The organism is Deferrisoma camini S3R1, from assembly GCF_000526155.1.
Taxonomy (GTDB): Bacteria; Desulfobacterota; Deferrisomatia; order Deferrisomatales; family Deferrisomataceae; genus Deferrisoma; species Deferrisoma camini.
The window spans coordinates 3,999,679-4,023,459 of record NZ_JAFN01000001.1 but is presented as its reverse complement, the minus strand read 5'-3'; the positions used below and the strand labels follow the sequence as shown (position 1 = coordinate 4,023,459).

General features: G+C 69.7%; 21 protein-coding genes. 11 read left to right on the top strand and 10 right to left on the bottom strand.

Annotated elements, in window-relative coordinates; translation table 11 throughout:
* Positions 1-8 precede the first annotated feature (8 nt).
* Positions 9-1,367 carry a TlpA disulfide reductase family protein gene (locus DEFCA_RS21085; RefSeq protein WP_025324340.1) on the top strand — a complete coding sequence of 453 codons (1,359 nt, stop codon included), beginning with the start codon at positions 9-11 and terminating at the stop codon, positions 1,365-1,367.
* A 203-nt stretch (positions 1,368-1,570) separates the two neighbouring features.
* On the top strand, positions 1,571-3,805 hold the full coding sequence (locus DEFCA_RS0117730) for a DNA polymerase domain-containing protein (protein ID WP_245693506.1): 2,235 nt from the start codon (positions 1,571-1,573) through the stop codon (positions 3,803-3,805).
* 99 nt (positions 3,806-3,904) lie between these two features.
* On the opposite strand, the gene DEFCA_RS0117725 is transcribed toward DEFCA_RS0117730, so the two are convergent.
* Positions 3,905-5,143, bottom strand: a complete 1,239-nt coding sequence (locus DEFCA_RS0117725; RefSeq protein ID WP_025324338.1) for a multiheme c-type cytochrome — start codon at positions 5,141-5,143, stop codon at positions 3,905-3,907.
* 202 nt (positions 5,144-5,345) lie between these two features.
* On the opposite strand from DEFCA_RS0117725, the gene DEFCA_RS21790 reads away from it, so the two are divergent.
* On the top strand, positions 5,346-5,957 hold the full coding sequence (locus DEFCA_RS21790; protein WP_169709637.1) for a TlpA family protein disulfide reductase: 612 nt from the start codon (positions 5,346-5,348) through the stop codon (positions 5,955-5,957).
* 9 nt (positions 5,958-5,966) lie between these two features.
* On the opposite strand, the gene DEFCA_RS0117715 is transcribed toward DEFCA_RS21790, so the two are convergent.
* The 3 genes from DEFCA_RS0117715 to DEFCA_RS0117705 form a co-directional block, all read right to left on the bottom strand.
* Positions 5,967-6,353 (bottom strand): hypothetical protein, encoded by a 387-nt coding sequence (locus DEFCA_RS0117715; RefSeq protein WP_025324336.1) that lies wholly within the window; start codon positions 6,351-6,353, stop codon positions 5,967-5,969.
* 248 nt (positions 6,354-6,601) lie between these two features.
* Positions 6,602-8,392 carry a sodium:solute symporter family protein gene (locus DEFCA_RS0117710; protein ID WP_025324335.1) on the bottom strand — a complete coding sequence of 597 codons (1,791 nt, stop codon included), beginning with the start codon at positions 8,390-8,392 and terminating at the stop codon, positions 6,602-6,604.
* A gap of 32 nt (positions 8,393-8,424) precedes the next feature.
* Positions 8,425-8,685 (bottom strand): DUF4212 domain-containing protein, encoded by a 261-nt coding sequence (locus DEFCA_RS0117705; RefSeq protein ID WP_025324334.1) that lies wholly within the window; start codon positions 8,683-8,685, stop codon positions 8,425-8,427.
* Between the two features lie 359 nt (positions 8,686-9,044).
* Between DEFCA_RS0117705 and DEFCA_RS0117700 the strand changes: the two genes are divergently transcribed.
* Entirely contained in the window at positions 9,045-10,481 is a 1,437-nt protein-coding gene (locus tag DEFCA_RS0117700) for a putative nucleotidyltransferase substrate binding domain-containing protein (RefSeq protein ID WP_025324333.1), read from the top strand.
* Positions 10,482-10,777: 296 nt separating this feature from the next.
* Here the strand turns inward: DEFCA_RS0117700 and rho are convergent, their stop codons facing one another.
* From rho to DEFCA_RS0117685, 3 genes are all read right to left on the bottom strand, one after another.
* Positions 10,778-12,136 (bottom strand): transcription termination factor Rho, encoded by a 1,359-nt coding sequence (rho, locus tag DEFCA_RS0117695; protein WP_407919192.1) that lies wholly within the window; start codon positions 12,134-12,136, stop codon positions 10,778-10,780.
* A 233-nt stretch (positions 12,137-12,369) separates the two neighbouring features.
* Positions 12,370-13,008 (bottom strand): dephospho-CoA kinase, encoded by a 639-nt coding sequence (gene coaE / locus DEFCA_RS0117690; protein WP_025324331.1) that lies wholly within the window; start codon positions 13,006-13,008, stop codon positions 12,370-12,372.
* Between the two features lie 26 nt (positions 13,009-13,034).
* Positions 13,035-13,745, bottom strand: a complete 711-nt coding sequence (locus DEFCA_RS0117685) for a polyphenol oxidase family protein (RefSeq protein ID WP_084319416.1) — start codon at positions 13,743-13,745, stop codon at positions 13,035-13,037.
* Here DEFCA_RS0117685 and DEFCA_RS0117680 point away from each other — a divergent pair.
* Complete coding sequence (locus DEFCA_RS0117680; protein ID WP_025324329.1) at positions 13,737-14,546, top strand: DUF3108 domain-containing protein; 810 nt, start codon at positions 13,737-13,739, stop codon at positions 14,544-14,546. The two genes, DEFCA_RS0117685 and DEFCA_RS0117680, sit on opposite strands and share 9 nt — an antisense overlap.
* On the opposite strand, the gene DEFCA_RS0117675 is transcribed toward DEFCA_RS0117680, so the two are convergent.
* Positions 14,473-15,453 carry an RluA family pseudouridine synthase gene (locus DEFCA_RS0117675; protein ID WP_025324328.1) on the bottom strand — a complete coding sequence of 327 codons (981 nt, stop codon included), beginning with the start codon at positions 15,451-15,453 and terminating at the stop codon, positions 14,473-14,475. The two genes, DEFCA_RS0117680 and DEFCA_RS0117675, sit on opposite strands and share 74 nt — an antisense overlap.
* A gap of 208 nt (positions 15,454-15,661) precedes the next feature.
* Between DEFCA_RS0117675 and DEFCA_RS0117665 the strand changes: the two genes are divergently transcribed.
* Positions 15,662-16,111 carry a universal stress protein gene (locus DEFCA_RS0117665; protein WP_025324327.1) on the top strand — a complete coding sequence of 150 codons (450 nt, stop codon included), beginning with the start codon at positions 15,662-15,664 and terminating at the stop codon, positions 16,109-16,111.
* Positions 16,112-16,118: 7 nt separating this feature from the next.
* Here the strand turns inward: DEFCA_RS0117665 and DEFCA_RS0117660 are convergent, their stop codons facing one another.
* Positions 16,119-16,385 carry a hypothetical protein gene (locus tag DEFCA_RS0117660; protein ID WP_025324326.1) on the bottom strand — a complete coding sequence of 89 codons (267 nt, stop codon included), beginning with the start codon at positions 16,383-16,385 and terminating at the stop codon, positions 16,119-16,121.
* Positions 16,386-16,524: 139 nt separating this feature from the next.
* On the opposite strand from DEFCA_RS0117660, the gene DEFCA_RS0117655 reads away from it, so the two are divergent.
* The gene (locus tag DEFCA_RS0117655; RefSeq protein WP_025324325.1) at positions 16,525-17,151 is read left to right on the top strand and encodes an NUDIX hydrolase; all 627 of its coding nucleotides are present in this window, start codon (positions 16,525-16,527) and stop codon (positions 17,149-17,151) included.
* Between the two features lie 45 nt (positions 17,152-17,196).
* Positions 17,197-18,024 carry a diaminopimelate epimerase gene (gene dapF / locus DEFCA_RS0117650; RefSeq protein WP_025324324.1) on the top strand — a complete coding sequence of 276 codons (828 nt, stop codon included), beginning with the start codon at positions 17,197-17,199 and terminating at the stop codon, positions 18,022-18,024.
* Positions 18,025-18,161: 137 nt separating this feature from the next.
* Here the strand turns inward: dapF and DEFCA_RS24460 are convergent, their stop codons facing one another.
* Positions 18,162-19,490 (bottom strand): M48 family metallopeptidase, encoded by a 1,329-nt coding sequence (locus DEFCA_RS24460; RefSeq protein WP_025324323.1) that lies wholly within the window; start codon positions 19,488-19,490, stop codon positions 18,162-18,164.
* Here DEFCA_RS24460 and DEFCA_RS0117640 point away from each other — a divergent pair.
* The 3 genes from DEFCA_RS0117640 to DEFCA_RS0117630 all read left to right on the top strand — a co-directional run bounded on the left by DEFCA_RS0117640 (position 19,472) and on the right by DEFCA_RS0117630 (position 23,778).
* Positions 19,472-20,047 (top strand): hypothetical protein, encoded by a 576-nt coding sequence (locus DEFCA_RS0117640; RefSeq protein ID WP_051463285.1) that lies wholly within the window; start codon positions 19,472-19,474, stop codon positions 20,045-20,047. The two genes, DEFCA_RS24460 and DEFCA_RS0117640, sit on opposite strands and share 19 nt — an antisense overlap.
* 477 nt (positions 20,048-20,524) lie before the next feature.
* Positions 20,525-23,161: an NAD(P)-dependent malic enzyme gene (locus tag DEFCA_RS24455; RefSeq protein WP_084319411.1), complete on the top strand. Its 2,637-nt coding sequence runs from the start codon at positions 20,525-20,527 to the stop codon at positions 23,159-23,161.
* Complete coding sequence (locus DEFCA_RS0117630; protein WP_025324321.1) at positions 23,158-23,778, top strand: hypothetical protein; 621 nt, start codon at positions 23,158-23,160, stop codon at positions 23,776-23,778. Before DEFCA_RS24455 ends, DEFCA_RS0117630 begins: the two co-directional genes overlap by 4 nt.
* The last annotated feature ends 3 nt before the right edge of the window (positions 23,779-23,781 follow it).

Below are 23,781 nucleotides of genomic sequence, written 5' to 3'. Positions count from 1 at the left end.
GAGGCGAGATGATTCGGTCCAAGACGACGGTGGGTATCCTCTTCGTGGCGATTAGCCTGTTCCTCGGCCTTGACACCACCTCGGCCGCGGCGTTCAAACGGGTCCACGGCGGGCAGCAGGCCCCCACCTTCACCCTGAACGATCTGGACGACCGACCGGTCAGCCTGGACGCGTACCGGGACGGCCCCCTCACCATCCTGGTGTTCTGGGCCCTGTGGAGCCCCCGCTCCGTGCCCCTGCTCCAGGAGGTGCAACGGCTCGTGGACGAGTTCGGGGACAAGGGGCTGCGGGCCCTCACCGTGAACGCCGAGGGGCCGGACGCCCCGGCCGACCTCGAGTCCCGGATCCGGGCCGTGTGGGAAGAAAACCACCTGACCCTCCCGGTGGTCCTGGACCGGGACCTGGAACAGTACAACGCCTGGGGCGTGATTGCCACACCCGCCACCGCGTTTCTGGCCAAGGATCTGAAGGTGGTCTACGAGTTCTCCGGCCACCCCACCAGCGCCTACCAGGACATGCGGGACCAGGTGCTCAAGGCCCTCGGCCTCGAGGAGGAGGCCCGGGCGGCCGCCGCCCCGAAGCGAAAGCGATACCAGGCGGCCCGCCCCGTGATGCTCCAGTACGGCCTGGCCAAGACCCTGTACCACCGGGGCCAGCTCTCCAAGGCCAAGCGCAAGCTCCGGAAGGTGCTCAAGCAAGACCCGGCGTTCCCGGACGCCCACGCCCTGCAGGGGGCGATCCTCCTGGCCTTGGCCCGCCAGGGCAAGGGCGACGAGGCAAAAGCCAGGGCGGAGTTCGCCAAGGCCGTGGAGCTCGACGAGACCGTCCCGCTCGGGCTCGCCGGGCTGGCCCGGTTCGCCCTCGCCGACGGGGACGTGGCCAAGGCCCTGGATCTGGCCCGGAAGGCCGTGTCGTTCACCGAGGACGAGGACCTGCCCGCCCTACCCCCCCTTCCGCCCCCGACCGAGGAAGGACCCGGGACGGAGGAGGAGCAGCGGCAGACGCCGCCTAAAGCGGGGGAGCGGGCCCCTGCGGCAACGGAAGCCGGTCGGGAGGGACAGGAGGCCCCAGCCGCCGCGGAGCCCTCCGAAGAGGAGGAGCGGGCCGCCGCCCCGGCCGAGCCCACGGAGGAGGCCGGCGCCCTCCCGGACACCGGAGCCGAGGAGCCCGCGGCCCGGAAGGGCCAGCCGGCTCTCCCTGCGGTGGCCTACCTGGACCGGGCCCAGCTGCTCCTGGAGCAAGGGGACTCCCAAGGGGCGGCGGAGCTGGTGGGCCGGGTGGTGGACGGCCTGATCGGCCTGCCCAAGAAGCCCCGCATGAAGGGCAAGGCGATGGAGATCCTGAAAAAGATGCGGGCAAACCAGTGACTTCGGTGTACGGTCGTCGGTCTTCGGTCTACGGTCGCCGGTCGGGGCCTTTGACCCGCTGGGCGGCACGAAAGCTGGAAAGCTAGAGGCTAGAAAGCTCAAAACCTCTTCTGCCTCCTAGCGCTGCGCCACCTCCTCCTGGTCCGGGGGGCATGGGGGCTGGCGAAAACCCAGGCCCCACGGCACAGCCCGGGGGCTTACCCATGTTGGCCACAAGAATGGATGCCCCATTCCCCTCCAACCCCGCCCTGTACGGCGCCGACCCCACCCCCGGCATCGTGGCCGTGGAGTTCGACGGCGGAGACCGGGTGCGGGTGTTCCGCCGGACCCCGGAAGAAGTGATCGCCGAGACCGACCGGTGGCGCCCGTTCCTTTTTCTGGAGTCCGCCGACCTCCTCCCGGCCCCCTCCGACGACGTGGAGATCCTTCCCCTGGAGGGCCCTTGGGAGTACCGGACATTGGCCCTGTTTCCCGGGTGGGAGGTCTTGGAGAAGGCGGTCAGACGGCTCCACCGGGCCACCGGCAAGTCACCCCGGTCGGTGGACGGCCCGTTCTACTGGATGGCCGACCCGGTCCAGCAGTACCTGACCTGGACCGGACGCACCCTCTACAAGGGGCTGCGGTACGAGGACGTCCACCGGCTCCAGCTCGACATCGAGACCGCCGTCACCCCGGGGTTCGAGTTCCCCAACCCCGAGCGGGAGGGGGACCGGATCACCCTGATCAGCCTCTCCGACTCCACGGGATGGGAGTCGAGCCTTCGCTCCGACCGGCTGACCGAGGCCGAGATGATCGCGGAGCTCACCCGCATCGTCCGCGAGCGGGACCCGGACGTGATCGAGGGGCATAACCTGTTCAACTTCGACCTGCCCTACCTGGAGGCCCGGGCCCGGCGCCACGGCCTGACCCTCGGCTGGGGCCGAAACGGGGCGGCGGTGCGCTCCCGACCCAGCCAGTTCTCGGCGGCCGAGCGGATCGTGGCCTACACCCGGTTCGACGTGTACGGCCGCCAGGTGATCGACACCCTCTTCCTGGTACAGCTCTACGACGTGTCCACGCGGGAGCTTCCCAACTTCGGCCTGAAGGCCGTAGCCCGGCACCTGGGCCTGGCCTCCGAGGATCGGACCTACGTCGCCCGCCGGGACATCGGCTCGATCGCCGACACCGACATGGACACCCTGGTGCGCTACGGCCTGGACGACGTGCGGGAGACGCGGGAGATCTCCCGGGTGCTGGGCCGCAGCCACTTCCACCAGGCCCAGATGTTCCCGTTCACCCACCAGAACACCGTGGTGCGGGGCACCGCCACCCGCATCGACGCCCTCATGGTGCGGGAGTACCTGCGCCGGCGGCACGCCGTGCCCCGGCCGCCCCCCAAGAGGACCTTTGCCGGCGGATACACGGAGGTGTTCGTCACCGGCGTCGTGGGCCCCGTGGCCCAGTGCGACGTGCGAAGCCTGTATCCGTCGATCCTGCTGACCTTCCGGATCCGACCGGCCAAGGACGACCTGGACGTGTTTCTGGGTCTTCTGGACGACCTGACCCGACGGCGTCTGGAGGCCAAGGACCGGGCCCGCGCCGCGGATGCGGCAGAGGAGCGCACGTTCTACGAGGCCCTCCAGTCCACCTACAAGGTGCTGATCAACTCGTTCTACGGGTACCTGGGGTTCGCCCAGGGCCACTTCGCGGACTTCGACGCCGCGGCCCGGGTGACCCGGGAGGGACGGCGGCTGGTTCAGAAGGTGCTGGACGAACTCCGCAAGCGCGGCGCGGTTCCGGTGGAGGTGGACACCGACGGCGTGTACTTCGTGCCGCCGCCCGAGGTGCGGGGCCGGGAGGAGAAGTTCGTCCGGGAGGTGAGCGCCACCCTGCCGGACGGGATCGAGCTGGAACTCGCGGGCCGGTACCGGGCCATGTTCTCCTACAAGGCCAAGAACTATGTGCTCTTGACCGAGGACGGCCAGCTGCGGATCCGGGGGTCGGGCCTGCGGTCCCGGGGCCTCGAGAAGTTCCAGCGGGTGTTCATGGAGGAGATGTTCCGGGCCCTGCTGGAGGGACGGGCCGCGGAGATCCCGGCGATCAAGGAGCGGTTCCTCGAGGACCTGAGAGCCCACCGGTGGACGCCCGAGTGGTTCGCCAAGACCGAGACCCTGCACGACAGCCTGGAGGTGTACCGGAAGAAACGGGCGCGAAATGCCCGAAACGCCTCCGCAGCCTACGAGCTCGCCCTGGCCTCGGGCCGCCCCTACCGGCCGGGGGACCAGATCACCTACTACGTCACGGGCAGCTCCCCCAAGGTCCGGGTGTTCGAGGCGGCCCGGCTGGCCTCGGAGTGGGACCCCTCGGCGCCGGACGAGAACACCGCCTACTACGCGGCCAAGCTCGAGTCCCTATACCGGAAGTTCCGGTCGTTCTGGGAGACCCCTCCGACCACCTGATACCAAGTGGCATTCAAAGCTGTTGGCCCCACGCCCCCGAGGGCCCTCGGTTTGCGCGCGACTCGGTGTGACTCGGACGGATCGCCGGGGCGGGGCGGGTCATTCCACCAGGAACCGGTCCACGATCTTCCGGATCTCCCGCCGGGCCCAGCCCTCGTCGCGGCCCTCCTTTCGGACCTCGTTGTGGCACCACACGCAGGTCTCCACCGTGGTCATCTCGCGGGGGTACTTGACCGGCTTCAGATGGAAGTCCGGGGTGGGGTATCGGCACTCGTCCCCGCTCACCGACCCCGGCTCGTGGCACTCGGTGCAGGCCGGGGCCGGCTGGCTGAAGTCGAACTTGTGATCGTGGATCGAGTAGGTGGGCCCCTTGGCCATCTTGGGCACGTGGCAGTCCGTGCACTCCACCTTCTCGGGCCGGTGGCCCGAGTGGGCCTCGAACTTCTCAAACCGGAACTTGTGGCAGGTGCCGCAGTACTCGCTGCGGCTCATGTAGCGCTCCTTCTTGACCGTGATGCCCCGGTCGAACCCGCACACCTCGCAGGCCCGGTTCGTGGAGTAGAACTTGGACTGGAAGAAGTACCACATGCGCTTGCGCTCCCGGAAGTCCATGCTCCCCCAGTACCAGGCCTTGCTCTTGGGCTTCGGCATGAAGAACTCGGTGTAGTAGTCGTTGATATCCTCGCCCGGCTTGTATCCCACGGGGAACGGGTACGTCTCGGTGGCCTTGTCCATGCCGTCGGTGTGGCAGGCCATGCACACCATCACGGCCCGGTCGGGCGGCAGGTTCGCCGGGTTCACGATCTCGGAGAGCCGTCCGCCGGTCTCCACGTGGCGCTTCCCCGGGCCGTGGCACGCCTCGCACCCCACCCCGGGCTCGAAGAACGACTCGGTCTCCGGGTCGAACCCCACGGTGTGGCATCCGTCGCAGTACACGTTGTAGGGCTGCTCGCGCCAGTTCCAGATGGAGTACGGCTCCCACCGGCGCTCCGCGATGTTCCAGTACTTGGGCAGGACGTACAGCACCCCGTCGATCCGGGTGAGATACTTCTGGATCCAGTGGCTCCCCACCGTGTAGGCGATGTCCTCCCGCTGGAAGGGGATCCCCTCGTGGAAGTCCGTGGCCAGCACCGCGAACGGATCCTCGGCCGTGTCCACCAGCATGCGGGCGTGGGGGGTCAACCGCCACTGGGCGTACACCTCCGGGTGACACCCCGCGCAGGTCTCGCTGCCGGCGTACCCGGGCAGCCCGCCGTACTCGGCCCGCGCCGCCCCCCCGACCGTCCACACCATCGCCAACCCCAGCCATCCGGCCACCAGCCACCGCCGCCGCACCATGCGTCCTCCCTCGTGGATCATAGACGCCCCAAACGAGTCTCGATCGGCCGCAGGATACCGGACTCGCCGGCCCCGGGCCAGACACCCCCCAAATCGACCCGAACCGCTGTTTTCTCAACTCCCCCCTCCCTTGCACGATTCTTCGAACCACGGTACAAGGCAGACACCTTGTACCAAATTTCTCTTTTTGGGAGGAAGAGCCGTGAGAGGGATCCGGATCGGGGTCGCACTCGGACTGCTCGTATGGGGTGGGATCTCCCTGGCTCAGGATTTTCCCCTCCCCTCTTCCGGGCCGGATCTCTTGCCGTCCGGGGGGTGCGGCGAAGGGACGCCGGCGCCCTGCCCCCAAGGACAGGGAGAAAGGGGGCCCCTGGCACCCGGCGCCCCGGCCGAGCCGTTTCTGCTCAGCGACCCCGGGGGCAACCCGGTCATCTTCAGCCCGGGGGAGCCGGGGTCCCGGCCCACCTTGCTCGTGTTCTGGTCGATGTTCTGCCCGCCGTGCCAGGACGAGATGCCCTACCTGGCGGGCCTGGGGAAAAAGACCGGGATCCAGGTGATCACCGTGAACCTGGACGGGACCCGGATGGCCCGGGCGGTGGCCAACTACGCCCGCCACAACCGGATCGAGGTCCCCGTGGCCATGGACGAGAAGGCCCAGGGAGAGTTCGCAACGGCCGCGGCCTACGGCGTCACCGGCACCCCGGGGCTGTTCCTGATCGACGCGGCCGGCGTGGTGCGTTGGAGCCACCAGGGCCGGGTGGCTCCCGAGGTTCTGGAAGCGGAGATCCGAAGGCTCACGGCAGGGGGGCCGTAGCCGGGCCAATCACCCCTGCCGTTCCAGCACCCGCCCCACCAGGAACCCTCCCACGGAGCCGTAGGCCAAACCGGTCACCGCCCCGAGAACCACCACCGTCCAATGGGCCTGGGGAACCGCCCGCGCCAGGGTGAGCCCGGTGGCCAACCCGGCCGCCCCCAGCAGCCCCGACCCCGTTCGGCTTCCCGGGAACGCCCCCACCGTCGCCCCCACCCCCGCCCAGATCAGGGCCACCAGGTTCAGATACCCCGCAACCTGAAGCCGGATCCACAGGGAGTCCACGGACAGGACCAGCCCCAACACCCAGGGGATGATGCCCGTGAGCAGGCTGACCCCGGCGGCCGCGCCGAGAATGAGCCCAAAGCTGGCCCGGATGGGCCGACTGATCGGTGTCATCGGTGAGAAACCTCCGTCAGGTCGGTCGTCGGTCGAGGGCCTTCGGCCCGCTGGAAAGCTTGAAGGCTGGAAAGCCAGAAAGCGAGTTTCTGCCCCGCCCCCGGCAATGGCCCCGGACCAACGAGAGATTCCCTTCCCCGAAGCCCACCCCCTGCAGCCATTCCATTCTGCCCGTTTCGCGGGCGCAAAAAAAGGGCGTGCAGCCCGGCAAACGCCGGACCGCACGCCCTGGGTCGCCGCGGAACCGCTTACCGGGCTTCCTGGGGATAGCGCAGGCTCTCCACCAGCTCCTGCACCTCTTGGGGCGGCTCCTGGGTGAACTTCGACACCACCCACATCACGATGAAGTTCAGGATCATGCCCACCGTGCCGATGCCCTCGGGGCTGATCCCCAGCCACCAGTGCTGCGGGTTGTTGGCGGCGGGGTTCACGAACTTGAAGTAGATGATGTAGGCGGCGGTGAACACGATGCCCACCACCATGCCGCACATCGCGCCTTCCTTGTTCGTCTTCTTGTTGAACACCCCCATGATGATCGCGGGGAAGAACGAGGAGGCGGCCAGACCGAAGGCGAACGCCACCACCTGGGCCACGAACCCCGGCGGATGGATGCCGAACCACCCGGCCACCACCACCGCGAGACCGGCGCCGATCCGGGCCCACATCAGCTCGGCCTTCTCGGACAGGTCCGGGTTGATGATGCCCTTCATGAGGTCGTGGGACAGGGAGGAGGCGATCACCAGCAGCAGGCCGGCCGCGGTGGACAGGGCGGCGGCCAGACCGCCCGCGGCCACCAGGGCCACCACCCAGTTGGGCAGCTTGGCGATCTCCGGGTTGGCCAGCACCATGATGTCCCGGTCCACGTAGATCTCGTTGGCGTTGTCGGTCAGGGCGTTGGTCACCACGAGCTGGCCGAACTTACCCTTCTCGCCCTGCTTGAATTTGGGCTTGCCCTTGAAGGGCTTGCCCGGGGCGTACTGCATGACGCCGTCGCCGTTCTTGTCGACCCAGGCGATCAGGCCGGTCTTCTCCCAGTTCTTGAACCAGGAGGGAGCCTCGGTGTAGGCCTTGCCGTGCACGGTCTTGATGAAGTTGGTCTTGGCGAAGGCGGCCACGGCCGGGGCCGTGGTGTAGAGGATGGCGATGCACACCAGGGCCCAGCCGGCCGAGGCGCGGGCGTCGCGGATCTTCGGCACCGTGAAGAACCGGATGATCACGTGGGGCAGGCCCGCGGTACCCACCATGAGGGCGAAGGTGATGAAGAACACGTCGATGGTGGGCCGCTTACCGGCCGTGTAGGCCGCGAACCCGAGATCCTTGTGGAGTTGGTCCAACACATCCAGCAGGTACTTGCCCTGTGCCGAGGCGTCGTGGAGCACCTGGGCTCCGTTGGCGCTGATCTTGGCCCCAAACCCGATCTGCGGCAGGGGGTTGCCGGTGAGCATGGCGGCGATGAAGATCGCCGGGATCAGGTAGGCCACGATCAGCACGCAGTACTGGGCCACCTGGGTGTAGGTGATGCCCTTCATGCCGCCCAACACGGCGTAGATGAACACGATGGCCATGCCGATGACCACGCCCGTGTTGATCGGCACCTCGAGGAACCGGGAGAACACCACCCCCACACCCCGCATCTGGCCGCACACATAGGTGAACGAGACGAAAATGGCGCAGATGATCGCCACGGCCCGGGCGGTGTTGGAGTAGTACCGGTCACCGATGAACTGGGGAACCGTGTATTTCCCGTACTTCCGGAGATACGGCGCAAGAAGCATGGCGAGGAGGACGTATCCGCCGGTCCACCCCATCAGGTACATGGCGCCGTCGCGGCCCAGGAACGCGATGAGACCGGCCATGGAGATGAAGGACGCCGCGCTCATCCAGTCGGCGCCGGTGGCCATGCCGTTCAGGATGGGGTGCACCTGCTTCTCCGCCACGTAGAAGTCGCCCGTGGTCGCGGCCTTCGCCCAGATGGCGATACCGATGTAGATGGAGAAGGTGATCCCCACCATTATCCAGGTCCAACCAAGAATACCCATGGATCACTCCTTATCGACCTGACTAGGCGACCCTAGTCCTCGTGAACCCCGTATTTGCGATCCAAATTGTTCATCAACTTCACGTAGACGAAGATCAAGATGACGAAGATGATTTCCGAGCCCTGGTTGGCGAACCAGAAGCCCAGCTTGAACCCGCCGATGCGGATCGTGTCGAGGGCGTCGACGATCAGGATGCCGCACAGGTACGACACGGTGAACCAGATGGCGAGCAAAATGGTGATGTACTTCAGGTTTTCCTTCCAGTAGGCTACGAGTTGTGTTTTTCGCTCCATGGCGAAGCTCCTCCTTCCGGTGTTGCGTGGGTACTGCTCGACAATGGTGCTGCGTCTCTCCCGATGCTCCTCCCTCCTTTCCGCCGCGGTTCCGGGCGGCGCCCGGCCCCCCCGGGGTTCGCTGAACGCCATGCCGGGGCAGCCACACACCAAACAGCGTATTGCCCCGGGCTCACAAGAGTACAAAGCGCCCCGTTTTGCGTCAAGCGAAAAATAAATCGTGTTTGATATCGGAGGGGCCAGGTGTGGCGATCCGAAACCCTTTGGGCCCGAACCATACGGGGTTCGGACCGCCTCCGGGAAAACCGTTGAGAATATCCGCCGGTTCGGGGAAGATCGGTCCCCAAGGAGGTTGGGCCGTGAGGGAGGAAGGGTTCCTGTTCACACCGGTGCGCGAGATCTGCAAGGGGCCGGTGGTCACGTGCCTGCCGGACGACACCGTGGTGGCCGCCGCCCGGCGGATGGACGAACGGGGAATCTCGGGGCTGGTGGTGGAGGAGGACGGCGTTCCGGTGGGGATCGTGACCGACCGGGACCTCCGGCGCCTCGTGGCCCGCTCCGACGGCAGGATCCGCGACACCCGGGTCCGGCAGGTCATGCGCTCGCCCATCCTGACCGTTGGCGACCAGGCCCCCGCTTACGAGGCGGTGTACCGGATGGCCCGCCACAACATCCACCGACTGCTGGTGGTGGACGCGGGGGGGCGGATGGTGGGCATGGTCACGGGCACCGACATCCTCGGCATCCAGACCAACAGCCCCCTCTACCTCCGGGACGAGATCGCCCGGGCCACCACCGTGTCAGAGCTCAAGCGGGTGAACGGGCGGGTGCTCGAGATGGTCCGGTTCGCCCTGCGGGCGGGGGCCCGCACCCGGGACCTGGTGGGGCTGATCTCCCATTTCAACGACGAGGTGACCCGCAAGGCGGCTGAGCTTCTCGAAGGGGAGGGGGTGGTGCTGCCGGAGAGGGCCGCGTACCTGGTGCTGGGGAGCGAGGGGCGGGGCGAGCAGACCCTGCGGACCGACCAGGACAGCGCCGCGGTCTATGACGACGCCCTGGACGAAGGGGCCCGGTGGGACGTGGAGAGGTTCTCGGTGCGGTTGGTGGAGACCCTGATCGCCATCGGGGTGCCGCCCTGCCCCGGCGGGACCATGGCCTCCAACCCCCAGTGGAGGCACAGCCTGTCGGAGTGGCTGCGCAGGGTGGAGCAGTGGGTCACGGTGCCCACCGGCGAGAACATGGTCAACTTCGGGATGTTCCAGGACCTCAGGACCCTGTGGGGCGACCCCGGCCTGGAGCGCCGGATCAAGGAGCACATCCTGGAGCTCACACGACGCCACAGCCTGTTCTTTCCCCGGGTGGCGAAGAACATCGTGCGGTTTCCCCCGCCCCTGGGGTGGTTCGGGCGGATCCGCACGGAGCGCCGGGGCCGCCACAAGGGCCGGGTGGACATGAAGAAGGCGGGCATCTTCGCCCTGACGGAAGGGGTGAGCCTGCTCGCCCTGGAAAGCGGGGTGCTGGACGGCAGCACCTGGGAGAAACTCGACGCCCTCCGCGACCGGGGCGTGCTGTCCGCCGAGGAGGCGGACCGGCTGGACGACGCGTTCACCACCCTGGTGGGGCTGAGGCTGCGCCATCAGGTGCGAAACCTGTCGGAAGGCCGCCCCCCCGACAACTACCTGGACCCCCTGCGCCTCACCCCGAGGGAGCGAGCCGACCTCCGGCGGGCCTTGGAAGAGGTGGGCTGGTTCCTGCAGTACATCCGCAGCCGTTACCGGCTGGACTTCATCCGGTAAGGCGGTCAGCGGTCGTCGGTCCCCGGTCGGGGAGCATCGCTGCTGCCTAGTGTTCCGTTCCGCAAAAAAGCATCTCCATTCCGGCGGTGGGGCTGGGGGCTCCGACGAAGCGCGACGGCCGAGCAGCCCGGGCCGCCCGGCGCCAGGGGAGCGGCCGCGGCGCGTGCCCTCACGCGCCGCAGCGGACCGCGCCGAGGCGGCCCCTGCGAGGCCGTTCAGCGAAGGAGGGGCCCCCAGCCCCACCCCCTCGGGGAATTCACGAACGTGCGAACCATGACACTAGCCGCCCAGCCGCCCTACTCGCTCATGCTCTCCAGGAACTCGGCGTTGGACTTGGTTCCCCGCATCTTGTCGAGCAGGAACTCCATGGCGTCCACCGGGCTCAGGGCCGAGAGCACCTTGCGCAGCACCCACACCCGGTTCAGCTCGAACGGGGGCAGCAGCAGATCCTCCTTGCGGGTGCCCGAGCGCTGGATGTCCACGGCCGGGAACACCCTCTTGTCCGCCAGGCGCCGGTCCAGGTGGAGCTCCATGTTGCCGGTGCCTTTGAACTCCTCGAAGATCACCTCGTCCATGCGGCTGCCGGTGTCGATCAGGGCCGTGGCGATGATCGTCAGGCTCCCCCCCTCCTCGATGTTCCGGGCCGCCCCGAAGAACCGCTTCGGCTTGTGCAGCGCGTTGGAGTCCACCCCGCCGGAGAGGATCTTGCCCGAGTGGGGCACCACCGTGTTGTAGGCCCGGGCCAGCCGGGTGATCGAGTCGAGCAGGATCACCACGTCCTTCCCGTGCTCCACCAAACGCTTGGCCTTCTCGATCACCATCTCGGCCACCTGCACGTGGCGCTGGGCCTGCTCGTCGAAGGTGGAGGACACCACCTCGCCCCGCACCGAGCGCTTCATGTCGGTGACCTCTTCCGGCCGCTCGTCGATCAGCAGCACGATCAGGAACACGTCGGGCTGGTTCGCCGTGATGGCGTTGGCGAGCTGCTGCAGGAGCACCGTCTTGCCGGTGCGGGGCGGGGCCACGATCAGGCCCCGCTGCCCCTTGCCGATCGGAGCGATCAGGTTGACGATGCGCATCGAGTAGTTGGTGGGGTCCGTCTCCACCTCCAGGTTGAGGCGCTCGTTGGGGTAGATGGGAGTGAGGTTGTCGAACAGCATCCGGGTCCGGGCCTTGTCGGGCGGATCGCCGTTGATGCTGTCCACCTTCAGCAGGGCGAAGTACCGCTCCGAGGCCTTGGGCGGCCGGATCTGACCGCCCACCGTGTCGCCGGTGCGCAGGTTGAACCGCCGGATCTGGCTGGGCGAGACGTAGATGTCATCGGGGCCGGGCAGGTAGCTGTAGTCGGGCGAGCGCAGGAACCCGAACCCGTCGGGCAGCAGCTCGAGGGTGCCCTCGGCGAAGATGCTCCCGTTCTGCTCCACCTGGGCCTTGAGCAGGGCGAAGATCAGATCCTGCTTGCGCAGCCGGTGGGCGTCGTCGATACCCAGCTCCTCCGCCATCTCGGTCAGCTCCGCGATGGGCTTCTCTTTGAGCTCCTGGAGGTGCATGGGCACGGCTTTGCCGTTCTGGGGCGGATTGCGGCGACCGCTCTTTCGTTCGCTGTTTTTCATGGTCTCGACAGATTTCGGATGATGGAAGGTTGGGGGTCTGATTGCCGGATGGGTCCGTGTGTTCTCAACCCGTCGTCGTTCGGGGACGCGGCATCCGTCTCTGGGGCGGGTGCCGGGCCGGTGGTCCGTCTTTTGTGCGTGAGTCGAAACGCTGGCCGGTCCTGTCGGTGATGTGTCCGGGTGTCGTTCGGTTGCGCTGACGATCCCAGGGAGTGGGTCCAGACGGGAGAAACCGGGGGGCGTTGGGATCTGACGTTCTCGAGGTCGCGGCTTTTCTAGCCCCTCGGAGCCGTCTTGTCAACCCCAAACCGCCCATTGTGGGCCCGGATGCGCGCCCACAACGCCCGGACGGGGGCTTCCAGGGACTCCGGGGGGCCCCGGTTGTCGAGCACCACGTCGGCCCGCCGGGCCTTCTCGTCGATGGGCATCTGGGCCGCGAGCCGCGCCCTGGCATCCGTTTCGGCCAACGCGTCCCGGAGCATGAGGCGTCGAAGCTGGATCTCGGGCGGCACGTACACCACCACCACGAGGTCGCACCGTCCCTCGGCCCCCGTCTCGAACAGGAGGGGGACGTCGTAGACCACCACGGCCTCCGGGTCCCGGGCGAGGGCTTGTTCCACCCTGCGGTCCACCTCGGCGCCGATCAGCGGGTGAAGGATCGCGTTCAGCCGCTTCCGGGCCGCGGGGTCGGAGAACACGACCCGGGCCAGGGCGTCCCGGTCCAGCTGGCCGTCGGCCGTGAGCACCGAGGGGCCGAAGGTCCGCCGGATCTCACGGAGCCCGGGGGTGTCGGGCTCCACCACCTCCCGGGCCACCCGGTCGGCGTCCACCACCACCGCCCCCTCCCGGGCGAGCAGGCGGGCCGCCGTGGACTTCCCCGTGGCGATGCCGCCCGTCAGGCCCACGAGCCGGATCGGCCGGTCCTCCGGCCAGTTGCGGATCACGGTTCCCTCCACCCGGCAAAGGCCAGCATGCGGCCGGTGTCGGCCCGGGCCCGGTGGGAGAAGAACCCCTCCCCACACCCCGTGCATCCCCCGACCCGCTCGATCCGGCCGGGGGGCACGCCGGCCCGAACCAGCTCGGCCTCGACCCGACCCCGCAGGTCCACGATCCACCGCCTCCCCGCCCGGGTCGCCCAGGGGCCAGGGCCCAGGGCCCGCACCACCTCGGGGCCCACCTCGTAGCAGCACCCCCCGATCGCTGGCCCTACGGCGGCCACCACCTCCTGCCGGGGAGCCCCGAGGGCCTCCAGGGCGGACGTCACCACCCCTGCGGCGGTGCCCCGCCAGCCGGCGTGGACCACCGCCAGGGTCCGGGTTCGGGGGTGGCACAGGATCACCGGCACGCAGTCGGCCGTGCGCACCCCCAGGAGCACCCCCGGGGGCGGGCGGCCCGCCCACGCGTCGGCCTCGGGCAGGGGATCGGGGTGCTCGGGCCCCACCACCGCGGCGCCGTGGACCTGCCGGAGCAGGCGGAGCCGACGCCCCCCTGCCGCGGCCGGCCAGCCGGCCGGGGGGCCCGCGGAGAAGCTCCCCGCGGCCCTGGTGGTGAACCCGTGCACCAGCCCCCTCACGGCCGAAAGCCCCGGCGCCTCGAGCCAGGCCGACTGGGAACCGCCGTTCGGTTCGGGTATGCTCGCCCCATGGGACATCGCTTCGCGCTCCTCGCTGCCATCCTCTCGGTCCTGGTCGCGGCCCGGGCGGTCCCCGCCCTCCCACCCCCTCCCCGCCTCCCCGCCCTGATCGGGGAGCGGCTGGAGTTCCGGGTGCGGTGGGGCGTGATCCCCGCCGCCCGGGCCACCCTGGAGGTGCTCGCCGGTCCCGACGGCACCGTGCGATTTCGGGCACGGGCCCGCACCCTTCCGTACATCGACACCGTGTACCCGGTCCGGAACCGGGTGGAGTCCACGGTGCTCCCGGTCTCCCTGTCCCCGTTGCGGTACTTCAAACGGGCCAAGGAGGGCTGGGGGGACCCCCGGGAGGTGGAGGTGCTGTTCGACCCCGAGGCCGGGACCTCCCGCTACTTCCGCAACAGGGAGCTCAAGAAAGAGCTGCTCGTCCCCGCAGGGATCCAGGATCCCCTGTCCTGCTTCTACGCGTACCGGGTGCGGCCCCTCCCGGACGACCGGGCCGTGGTGCTGGACATCACCGACGGGAAGAAGCTGGTCACCGGCACCGTGCGGGTGCTCGGCCGAGAGACCGTGAACACCCCGGCGGGGTCGTTCTCCACCGTGAAGATCGAACCCCGGATCGAGGGCATCGGGGGGATTTTCAAGAAGAGCCCCGGGGCCCGCATCTTCGTGTGGCTGACCGACGACGGCCGCCGCATGCCCGTCAAACTCCAGAGCGAGGTGATCGTGGGATCGTTCGTGGCCGAGCTCACGGAGGTTCGGGAACCTCCCCCCCCAGCGCCCGGATCAGCCCCGCCAGGTCCTCCGGAACCGGGGCCGTGAACCGGATGAACTCTCCGGTCCGGGGGTGCTCGAACCCCAGCCGCCAGGCGTGCAGAGCCTGGGCCGGAGCCGCCATAAGCCGACGGCGCGCGGCAGGATCGTGCACCCCCCTGGCCCGCGCGGCTCCGCCGTACACCGGATCGCCGGCCACCGGATGGCCCAGGGCCGCCAGGTGCACCCGGATCTGGTGGGTGCGCCCCGTCTCGATGGTCACCTCCAACAGGGTGGCGGCATCCAGGGCGGAGATCGCCCGCCAGCGGGTCACCGCCGGCCGGGCCCGGGGCCCGTCCACCCACATCTTCTTGCGCTGGGTGGGGTGGCGGCCGATGGGCCGATCCACCACCCCCTCGCCCGTCAGCCGCCCCAGCACCACGGCCAGGTAGACCTTCTCCACCGACCGGCTCCGGAAGCGGGCCTGGAGCCCCCGGTGGGTCACGTCGTCCTTGGCCACCACGATCAGACCCGTGGTGTCCCGATCGAGCCTATGGACTATGCCGGGCCGCAGCACCCCGCCCACCCCGGACAGATCGCGCAGGCGGTGGAGGAGCGCGTTCACCAGGGTGCCGTCCCGGTGACCCGGCGCGGGGTGAACCACCATGCCCCTGGGCTTCGAGACCACCGCGATCCACTCGTCCTCGTAGATCACCCGGACCGGCAGGTCCTGGGGCTCCACGTCCCACGTCTCGGGCGGCGGGATCTCCACCACCACCTCCTCCCCGCCCCGGAGCTTCCGGCCGGCCTTCACGGCGGCCCCGTCCACGCGCACCTTGCCCTGCCCAACCAGGGTCTGGAGCCGCGAGCGGCTCACCGGCAGCCCCCGGCCGGCCAGAAACCGGTCGACCCGCTCCCCCCGCGCCTCGGCCGGCACGGTGAACCGGTGGACCCGGCCACACCCCTCCTGGCCCATCGCACCTCCTCGTGGCGTTCATCAAGTGGCGTTCAAGCCCATTGGCCCCCTGAGCAGGGGGGCAAGGCGCCTGCCGGAGAGCCGGGCGCGACCCGGCCGCCGCCCCTCGCCCCGGCCGGTGGACCCGTGGTAGATTTCCGTGCCGCCCCGCCCCGCCGAGGGGCGATCCATCGGAACCCGGTACCGCATCCTCCGAAGGAGAGGCTTCATGGCGACGAACGAGATCCGCAGCATCCTGGTGGCCGTAGACATCTCCCACGACGGCAACGCGGTGTGCGCGTTCGCCCGGAACCTGGCCCGGGCGTTGGGGGCCCAGGTGACGGCCCTGTACGTGGTCGAGGAGCTCCCGGAAGGGCTCAGGGGGCTCGATCTCCCCGCCCTGCGCCCCGAGGACGACGTCCCGGACCAGGAGCAGGAGGCCTTGCGCAGGCTACGGGATCACGCCCGGGAGAACCTGGGACCGGACGCGGGGCTGTACGTGACCGCGGGGGAGCCCGCCCGCGAGATTCTAAGGGTGGCCCGGGAACGGGGGATCGACCTGGTGGTCATGGGCAACCACGGCCGCAAGGGCCTCGCCAAGGCCCTGTACGGAAGCACCGTCCAGGAGGTCACCGAGGCGGCGGCCGTGCCCGTGCTCACGGTCCCCGTGCCCGGCTGACCGACCGCTACCAGATCCGGCTCTTGATCCGGCCGAAGGGTTTCAGGAGGAAGTCCACCAGGGCCTTCTCGTAAAACCCCCGGCCCCACAGGTCGGGAGCCACCCGTTCCCGGTAGTGGCGGCGGCCCTCCTCGATGGGTCCCGCCAGCACCTCGAACAGGCGGTCCTCCACGATGCCGCGCTCCACCTCGGCTTTGTGGTAGGCAGCCAGGTCGCTTACAATCGTGCGGGCCAGCCGGCGGGCCTCTTCCTCGTCACGGATGGGTTCGTCCATGGTAACTCCCCTGGGACCGGCATCTCCTCGCCCCATCAATTCGGTCTTCGGTCCCGGTCGCCGGCCACCGGGCGGGCCAGCTCGGACGATAGCATCGGCACCCTGCCCCGGCAAGCCGCCCCATCCCATTGAGGGTTTTGTGGTTCACAGCCTGGACGAAGTCGAACGGAACCTGGCCCGCTACTCCCCTCCCGGCGAGGGCAGCACGGCCCCGGTGCGTGCCGCCGTGGCCCTGTGCCTGCGGGAGGCGGGGACGGCGCTCGAGATGCTGTTCATCGAACGGGCAGAGCGCCACGACGACCCCTGGTCCGGACATCTGGCGTTCCCTGGCGGGCGCATCGATCCCGGCGATTCCGGGCCCCGGGCGGCAGCGGAACGGGAGACCCTGGAGGAGGTGGGGCTCGATCTGACCGCGGCCCGGTACCTGGGGTCTCTGGGCACCCACCGGGCCGAACGGCTCCCGGTGGTGGTGTCGTGCTTCGCGTACGGCGTGGCCCCGCAAACCGAACTGCGGCTGAACCACGAGGTGGCCGACGCGTTCTGGGTGCCCCTGCCGGATCTCCTGGACCCCTCCCGCCACGCCGTGGTGGCGTTCCGGTTCGGCGGGGCCGACTGGAGCCACCCCGCGATCCGCCTTCTGGGCTCGGGCCGACCCTTGCTGTGGGGCATCACCTACCGGCTCGTGGAACGGTTCTGCGAAGCCGTGGGCGCGCCCCTGCCCGCGGCCGCCGATCCAGCGTCGTCCCCCCTGGCCGGCTCCCGGTGAGCGCGCGCAACCCCGACCGTCACGAGAGGAGATCCCCCGTTGCGAATCCCGTTCGTGAAGATGCACGGCCTGGGCAACGACTTCGTGGTGGTGGACTGCCGCCGGCGGGACTGGGGGGACTGGGGGCGGCTCGCCCCGGCCATGGCCCACCGCCGGTTCGGGATCGGGTGCGACCAGGTGCTGCTGGTGCGGACCTCGGACCGGGCCGACCTCCGGATGGACATCTACAACGCCGACGGTTCCCGGGCCGAGATGTGCGGAAACGGCATCCGCTGCTTCGCCGTGTACGCGCGCGACCGCCTGGGATGGTCGGGCGAGAGCCTGCGGGTGGAGACCCTGGCCGGGATCGTGGTTCCCCGGTTCGTGGGGGCCCAAGTGGAGGTGGACATGGGCCGGCCCGCGTTCGACGCCGAGCGGATCCCGGTGTCCGCCTCGGGCCCCGTGAGGGAGCACCCGCTGCCCATGGACGGCCCCGACGCCAAGGTGACCTGCGTCTCCATGGGAAACCCCCACGCCGTGGTGTTCGTGGAGGACGCCGACGCCTACCCCGTGGCCGAGATGGGGCCGCGCATCGAGAGCCACCCGCTCTTTCCCAACCGCACCAACGTGGAGTTCGTGCAGGTGCTCTCGCCCGATCGGCTGCGGATGCGGGTCTGGGAGCGGGGCGCGGGCGAGACCCTGGCCTGCGGCACCGGCGCCTCGGCCGCGGTGGTGGCAGCCCACTGGACCGGACGGACCGGCCCGGAGGCGGTGGTGGTCATGGACGGGGGCGAGCTCCGGGTACGTTGGGACAAGGAGAGCGGCCACGTGTTCCTGACCGGCCCGGCCGTGACCGTGTTCGAGGGGGAGTTTCTCGCACCCGGGGCTTCTTGACCCGACGGCAAATACGAATTCCAACGAAAGCATTGCCAGGCCCGTGCCCCCTTTCCCTTGCAGAGTACGGGGTTGGGGGTCTGGTGGAGCGCCGGGTGCGGCCCCAAGGTTCTAGTTTCTAGCCTCTAGCCCGCCGACTACCCCCGGGTGCGGATGTACCCCCACTCCGACAGCCGCTGGAAGCAGTACTTGGCCATCGGTCCCTTGCGCACCTTCTTGAGAACCTTCACGTACTCCCGGGCCGCCGCGTCCCGGTCGCCCCGGGCCTCGTAGTTCCGGCCCCGGAAGAACGCCACCGCGGGTTGTCCCGGAACGAGCTTCTCGGCCGCGGCCAGGTGCTCGAGGCTGCGGTCGTGCTCGCCCGCCTCGAACGCCACCACCCCCGCGGTGAACCGGGCCCGGAACAGGTTCGGCGCCAACGACACGGCCCGCTCGGCCGAGTCCAGGGCCTCTTTCGTCTGCTTGGCCTTGGCCTCGGCCGCCGCCCGGAACGCCCAGATCAGCGCGTGCTCGGGGGCCATGTCGGTGGCCTCCCGCAGCAGGCGCAGGGCCTCCTCGGCCTTTCCCTTGGCCAGGGCCTTCCTTCCCTCGTCCATCTTCGCGTAGGCCGGCGCCACCTTCCGAAGCCCGGCCGTGGCCTTCCGGAACGGCTCCGCCCGCAGCCGCTCCGGGGTCTTGAGCCGCCTCGGCTGGAACTCGGCCTCCTCCCGCGCCCGGGCCAGGCGCTCCGAGGTCAGGGGGTGGCTCAGGAACAACGCCTCCACGGCCGAGGGCTCCCGGTCGCGGGTGGCCTTCAGGATCTCCATGACCTGGACCATGCCCTCGGGGTTGTACCCCGCGGCGGTCATGTACTCCATGCCCAGCTCGTCGGCCTGACGCTCCTGATCCCGGCTGTACTTCATCAGCACCAGGTTCGTGGCGAGCAGCCCTCCCTGGGCAAGGAGATCCCCCCCCTGCACCCTCGCCGTCTCCAGCGCCACCACCCCCACCGTGGTCAGCACCCCGGCCAGCACCTGCCGGGTGTACCCGGCCGCCTGGTGCCGGGCCGCCACGTGGCCGATCTCGTGCCCCAGCACGGCGGCCAACTGGGCTTCGTTCTCCATGCGGGTCAGCAGCCCTCGGGTGATCGAGATCTTCCCCCCGGGCAGGGCGTAAGCGTTGATCTCGGAAGCGTTGACCACGTTGAACTCGTAGTCCAGGTTCGGCCGGTGACTCAGGGCCGCCAGCCGCTTGCCCACCTCGGCCACGTACCGCTGGAGTCCGGGATCGGGGAACTCCCCCTCGGACATCTGGGTGTACACCGGATAGGCATCCTCGCCCATCCTCCGCTCCTGCTCCTCGCTCATGAGCACGAACTGCTGCCGACCCGTCACCGGGTTGACGGCACACCCCGCAAGCGAGAGCATGAGCCACGCCGCCGCGATCCGATACCGTCCGAGGACCCCCCGTGCTCGTCGTGCCGTCATCGCCGCTCTCCTCCTTGCCCGCCCTGCGCACGGCCCGGTCCTACGCCCGCCTCGAGGCGGAGCTCCGGGCCCGCATCGATCGGCTCACGGCCCGGGTCTGCCCCGGCTGCCGGTCGCCCTGTTGCCGGCCGGTGTACTGCCGGAAGACCTTCGACAACCCCTGGTACCGATGGGTCAACCGGGTCTGCCGGCCGTTCGTTCCCCCGCCGGAGTGGCGGGTCACCCGCCAGCCCTTCGGCCTGGGACCCCGGGGTTGCGAGATCCGCGCGGGGCGGTATGTGTTCTGCTACAGCTTCAACTGCCGGCGCCTCCTCGCCGCGCTCCCCGAGCCGGGAGCTCGCCGGGCGTTCCAGGCCCTGTCGGACCTGCTGCTCCACCCGGACCGGCTGCCCGGAGGCCGCCGTCTCCACGAGCTCGGGCCGGGTGAGCGCCTGAGCCGGCGCGAGGTAGGGGCCATCGACCGGGCCCTGGCCGAGGCACGCCAGGCCTTGGTCGTGCTCGACGCCTCGGGGATGCTACCCCCGGCCGGGACCCGGCTCAAGCCGGAGGCGCCTTGAATCCCCCTCGGTCGCTGTAGGGCCGGGCACCGGGGAAGGGGAGTCACCCGGCGACAAAATAGGCCCGTTTTTTATTGACCAGGCGGATACACAGGCGCTATCGCTCCCTCCTCGGAGGGGCAAGGGACCTGCCGGAGAGCCGGGTGCGGCCTTATCAGGGGCCAGAATTCAGATGCCAGTGGACAGAGGGGGACTACCCCGGCAGTCGGGGGAGCATTTTTGAACACCTGTCCTCTGTCCGCTGAAGTCTGTCTCCTGAAATCCTTGCCCCGCCCTCCGGGAAAAGCGGGCCCATCTTGTCGCCGGGTCAATACTGATACCAATTTGCGATCAAGATGAGCTCACAGAGGGGCGATTTGGGGGCCGTTGGCTTCGAATGCGACTTGGCATGAGAAACCCCTTGGCCGTTGCCGGGTCCGCAGGGACCTGGCGGACTTTTCGGCCTTTCCACGTCTCACGTAAGGAGCAGTCCTTCCGATGGAACGTTTCTACGACCGACCGCCCAGCCTGTACTACCGCCACAAGTACCAGGGGCTCATCGGGATCCAGTCCAAGGTGCCGATCCGTGACACCTCGGTGCTCTCGCGCCTCTACACCCCCGGCGTGGGGGCCTGCTGCCTGGCCGTGGCCTCCGACGAGAATGAGTCGTTCGAGCTCACCAGCCGGGCCGACAGCATCGCCCTCGTCACCGACGCCTCGGCCCTCTACGGCATCGGCCGGGTGCCCCCCGAGGCGGCCCTGCCCATGCTCGAGGCCCGGGCCGTGTCGTTCAAGACCTTCGCCAACATCGACGCCTTCCCCTTTGCCGTGCGGGCCGGCACCCCCGACGACCTGACCGAGATCGTCCGGCTCCTGACCCCAACCTTCGGAGGGGTGGTGCTGGACGACATCCGGGCTCCGGACTGCTTTTCCGTGGAGTACCGGCTTCGGCGGGCCCTGCCGATCCCGGTGTTCGACTCCGACCAGCACGCCACCGGCATCGTGGTGGCGGCGGCGCTGAAGAACGCCCTGCGGGTGGTGGGTAAGCGGCTGGACGAGGTGAAGATCGTGATCGCCGGAGCCGGGGCCTCGGGCACCGGCACCACCCGGCGGCTCCTGCGGCTGGGGGCGAGAAACATCGTGCTGTGCGACACCCGCGGGGCCCTGTACCCGAGCCGCCTCGAGCACATGAACTGGGCCAAGATGCTGCTGGCCCGGCGCACGAACCCCGAGGGCCTGCGGGGCCCGCTGGAGGAGGTCATCCGGGGCGCCGACGTGTTCATCGGGCTGTCGGCACCCGGGGTGCTCACCGGCGACATGGTCCGGACCATGGCGGACCGGCCGGTGGTGTTCGCGCTGGCCCTGCCCGAGCCCGAGATCGGCCCGGACGAGGCCGAGGGGGCCGGCGCGGCCGTGTACGCCTCGGGCACCAGCGTGTTCCCGGTGCAGATCCGGTCGTCCACCGTCACCCCCGGGTTCCTGCGCGGGTGCCTGGACGTGCGGTGCGCCGACATCAACACGGCCATGCTCAACGCGGCCGTGGACGCGGTGGCCAGCCTGGTCCACGACGACAGCCTGTCGTCCCACCACATCCTACCCGACCCCCTGGACCTGCTCGTGGGCCCCGCCATCGCCGAGGCCGTGGCCCGGGCCGCCGTGGACTCCGGCATGGCCGGCACCGCGCCCGATCCCGGCGCCGTGGCGGAGCGGCTCCGGGTCTTCCTCTACGAGGGGGATCGGGCCTGGTACGAGATGGGTCCCCACGCCCGCGTGCGTCGGGGCGTCGGGGTGGAGGAGGAGTCTTTGGACCTCCACCGCAAGTACCACGGCTGTGTGGAGATCACCCCCAAGATCCCCATCCGCGACGAGCACATCTTCGTGGGCCTGTACTCCCCCAAGGCAGCCGTGGAGCCCGCCCGGGAGATCATGGCCGAACCCGGCCGGGTGTACGACTACACCGCCAAGGGGAACCTGGTGGCCGTGGTGTCCGACGGCTCGGCCGTGCTCGGGTTCGGAAACATCGGCCCGTGGGCCGCGCTGCCGGTCATGGAGGGGAAGGCCATCCTGTTCAAGACCTTCGGGGGAGTCGAAGCGTTCCCCCTGTGCCTGGCCACCCAGGAGGTGGACGAGATCGTCCGGGCCGTGGAGGCCCTGGCCCCGGCGTTCGGGGGGGTCAACCTGGAGGACATCTCCGCCCCCCGGTGCTTCGAGGTGGAGGCAAAGCTCCGGGAGCGGCTGGACATTCCGGTGTTCCACGACGACCAGCACGGCACGGCCGTGGTCGTGCTGGCCGGGCTGCTGAACGCCCTGGGGCTGACCGGCCGCAGCCTCGGTTCGGCCCGCATCGTGGTGAACGGCGCGGGCGCCGCCGCCCTGGCCGTGACCCGGCTCCTGCTGGACGCGGGGGCGGAGAACATCGTGGTGTGCGACCGCACCGGCGCCCTGTACCGGGGCCGCAAGAAAGGGATGAATCCCTACAAGGCCACCGTGGCCGAGCGGACCAACCTCGACCGGATCAAGGGCCCCTTGGGCACCGCGATCCGGGGGGCCGACGTGTTCATCGGGCTGTCGGTGGCCGGGGCCCTCACCCCCGAGATGATCCGCACCATGGCCGACGACCCCGTGGTGTTCGCCCTGGCCAACCCCGTGCCCGAGATCCTGCCCCCCGAGGCCCGGCAGGCCGGGGCAGCGGTGGTGGCCACCGGCCGCAGCGACTTTCCCAACCAGGTGAACAACTGCCTGGCGTTTCCCGGCATCTTCCGGGGGGCCCTGGACGTCAGGGCCCGCCAGATCGACGAGGCCATGAAGATCGCCGCGGCCCACGCCATCGCCGAGGCCGTGGCCCCGGACCGGCTGGCTCCGGACCACATCATCCCCGACGCCATGGACTTCTCGGTGCCCCCCCGGGTGGCCGAGGCCGTGGCCCGGGCCGCCCGGGAGACCGGGATGGCCCGGCTCGACATGGACCCGTCCGAGGTGGGCCGACGGCTCACGGAGTACATCTACGAGGCCCAGATGCTGGGCAGCGAGGAGGAGGCGGCCGGCGATGCCGCGTGCCTCTTGGGAGGGGAGTCCCCCCCGAAGGCCGCGACACCGGACCCCGCCCGTGGGGAAAGACAAGGAGGCCCGTCATGAAGCCGTTTGCGTCCTTGCCCGTCGTGGCTGCGGCGTTCGCCCTGGCGGCCGGCTGCGCCACCGTGCCCCAACCCCGGCAACCCCAGGCCCCCCTTCCGTACCGGATCGCGGTCGAGACCCGGATCCGGGTGCCCGACCCGTTCCCCGTGCTCGCCGGGCCGGGCGAGACCTACGTGCATCTGCGGGTGGGCCGGGACGTGTCGGGCGCCCTGGCGATCTGGGCCCAAGAGCGGGGCACCCGCACGGCCCGACAGGCGCTCGTGATGGACGTGTCGGTGCTGGACCTGCAGGCCGGGTACGACGAGATCGGTGCGGAGAGGAGGGCCCCGCCCGTGAGGCTGGCGTCCCTGGGCATGCCCGGGCCCCTCGCCCTGGACCAGAGCAACCTGGCCATCCCCGAGGAGATCCGAAAGACCCTGCGCCTCACGGCCGAGATCGAGGCCTCCGTGGAGGGGCGGCAGCCCGTGGTCCGGCGGGAGACCGTGGAGGTCACCCACGTGGTGCGCTGGGAGGACTACGACCGCTGGGCCTACGACTACGGCCCGGTCTGGAAGGAGGTCTTGGCCGGGCTGGTCGCCCGGGTGGACCGGATCGCGGCCGAGGCGGCCCGCCCCTGACCC

Coding starts and splice junctions, on each gene's coding strand:
- DEFCA_RS21085 (WP_025324340.1), top strand. CDS start 9: ATGATTCGGTCCAAGACGACGGTGGGTATCCTCTTCGTGGCGATTAGC.
- DEFCA_RS0117730 (WP_245693506.1), top strand. CDS start 1,571: ATGTTGGCCACAAGAATGGATGCCCCATTCCCCTCCAACCCCGCCCTG.
- DEFCA_RS0117725 (WP_025324338.1), bottom strand. CDS start 5,143: ATGGTGCGGCGGCGGTGGCTGGTGGCCGGATGGCTGGGGTTGGCGATG.
- DEFCA_RS0117715 (WP_025324336.1), bottom strand. CDS start 6,353: ATGACACCGATCAGTCGGCCCATCCGGGCCAGCTTTGGGCTCATTCTC.
- DEFCA_RS0117710 (WP_025324335.1), bottom strand. CDS start 8,392: ATGGGTATTCTTGGTTGGACCTGGATAATGGTGGGGATCACCTTCTCC.
- DEFCA_RS0117705 (WP_025324334.1), bottom strand. CDS start 8,685: ATGGAGCGAAAAACACAACTCGTAGCCTACTGGAAGGAAAACCTGAAG.
- DEFCA_RS0117680 (WP_025324329.1), top strand. CDS start 13,737: ATGGGACATCGCTTCGCGCTCCTCGCTGCCATCCTCTCGGTCCTGGTC.
- DEFCA_RS0117685 (WP_084319416.1), bottom strand. CDS start 13,745: ATGTCCCATGGGGCGAGCATACCCGAACCGAACGGCGGTTCCCAGTCG.
- DEFCA_RS0117675 (WP_025324328.1), bottom strand. CDS start 15,453: ATGGGCCAGGAGGGGTGTGGCCGGGTCCACCGGTTCACCGTGCCGGCC.
- DEFCA_RS0117665 (WP_025324327.1), top strand. CDS start 15,662: ATGGCGACGAACGAGATCCGCAGCATCCTGGTGGCCGTAGACATCTCC.
- DEFCA_RS0117660 (WP_025324326.1), bottom strand. CDS start 16,385: ATGGACGAACCCATCCGTGACGAGGAAGAGGCCCGCCGGCTGGCCCGC.
- DEFCA_RS24460 (WP_025324323.1), bottom strand. CDS start 19,490: ATGACGGCACGACGAGCACGGGGGGTCCTCGGACGGTATCGGATCGCG.
- DEFCA_RS24455 (WP_084319411.1), top strand. CDS start 20,525: ATGGAACGTTTCTACGACCGACCGCCCAGCCTGTACTACCGCCACAAG.
- DEFCA_RS0117630 (WP_025324321.1), top strand. CDS start 23,158: ATGAAGCCGTTTGCGTCCTTGCCCGTCGTGGCTGCGGCGTTCGCCCTG.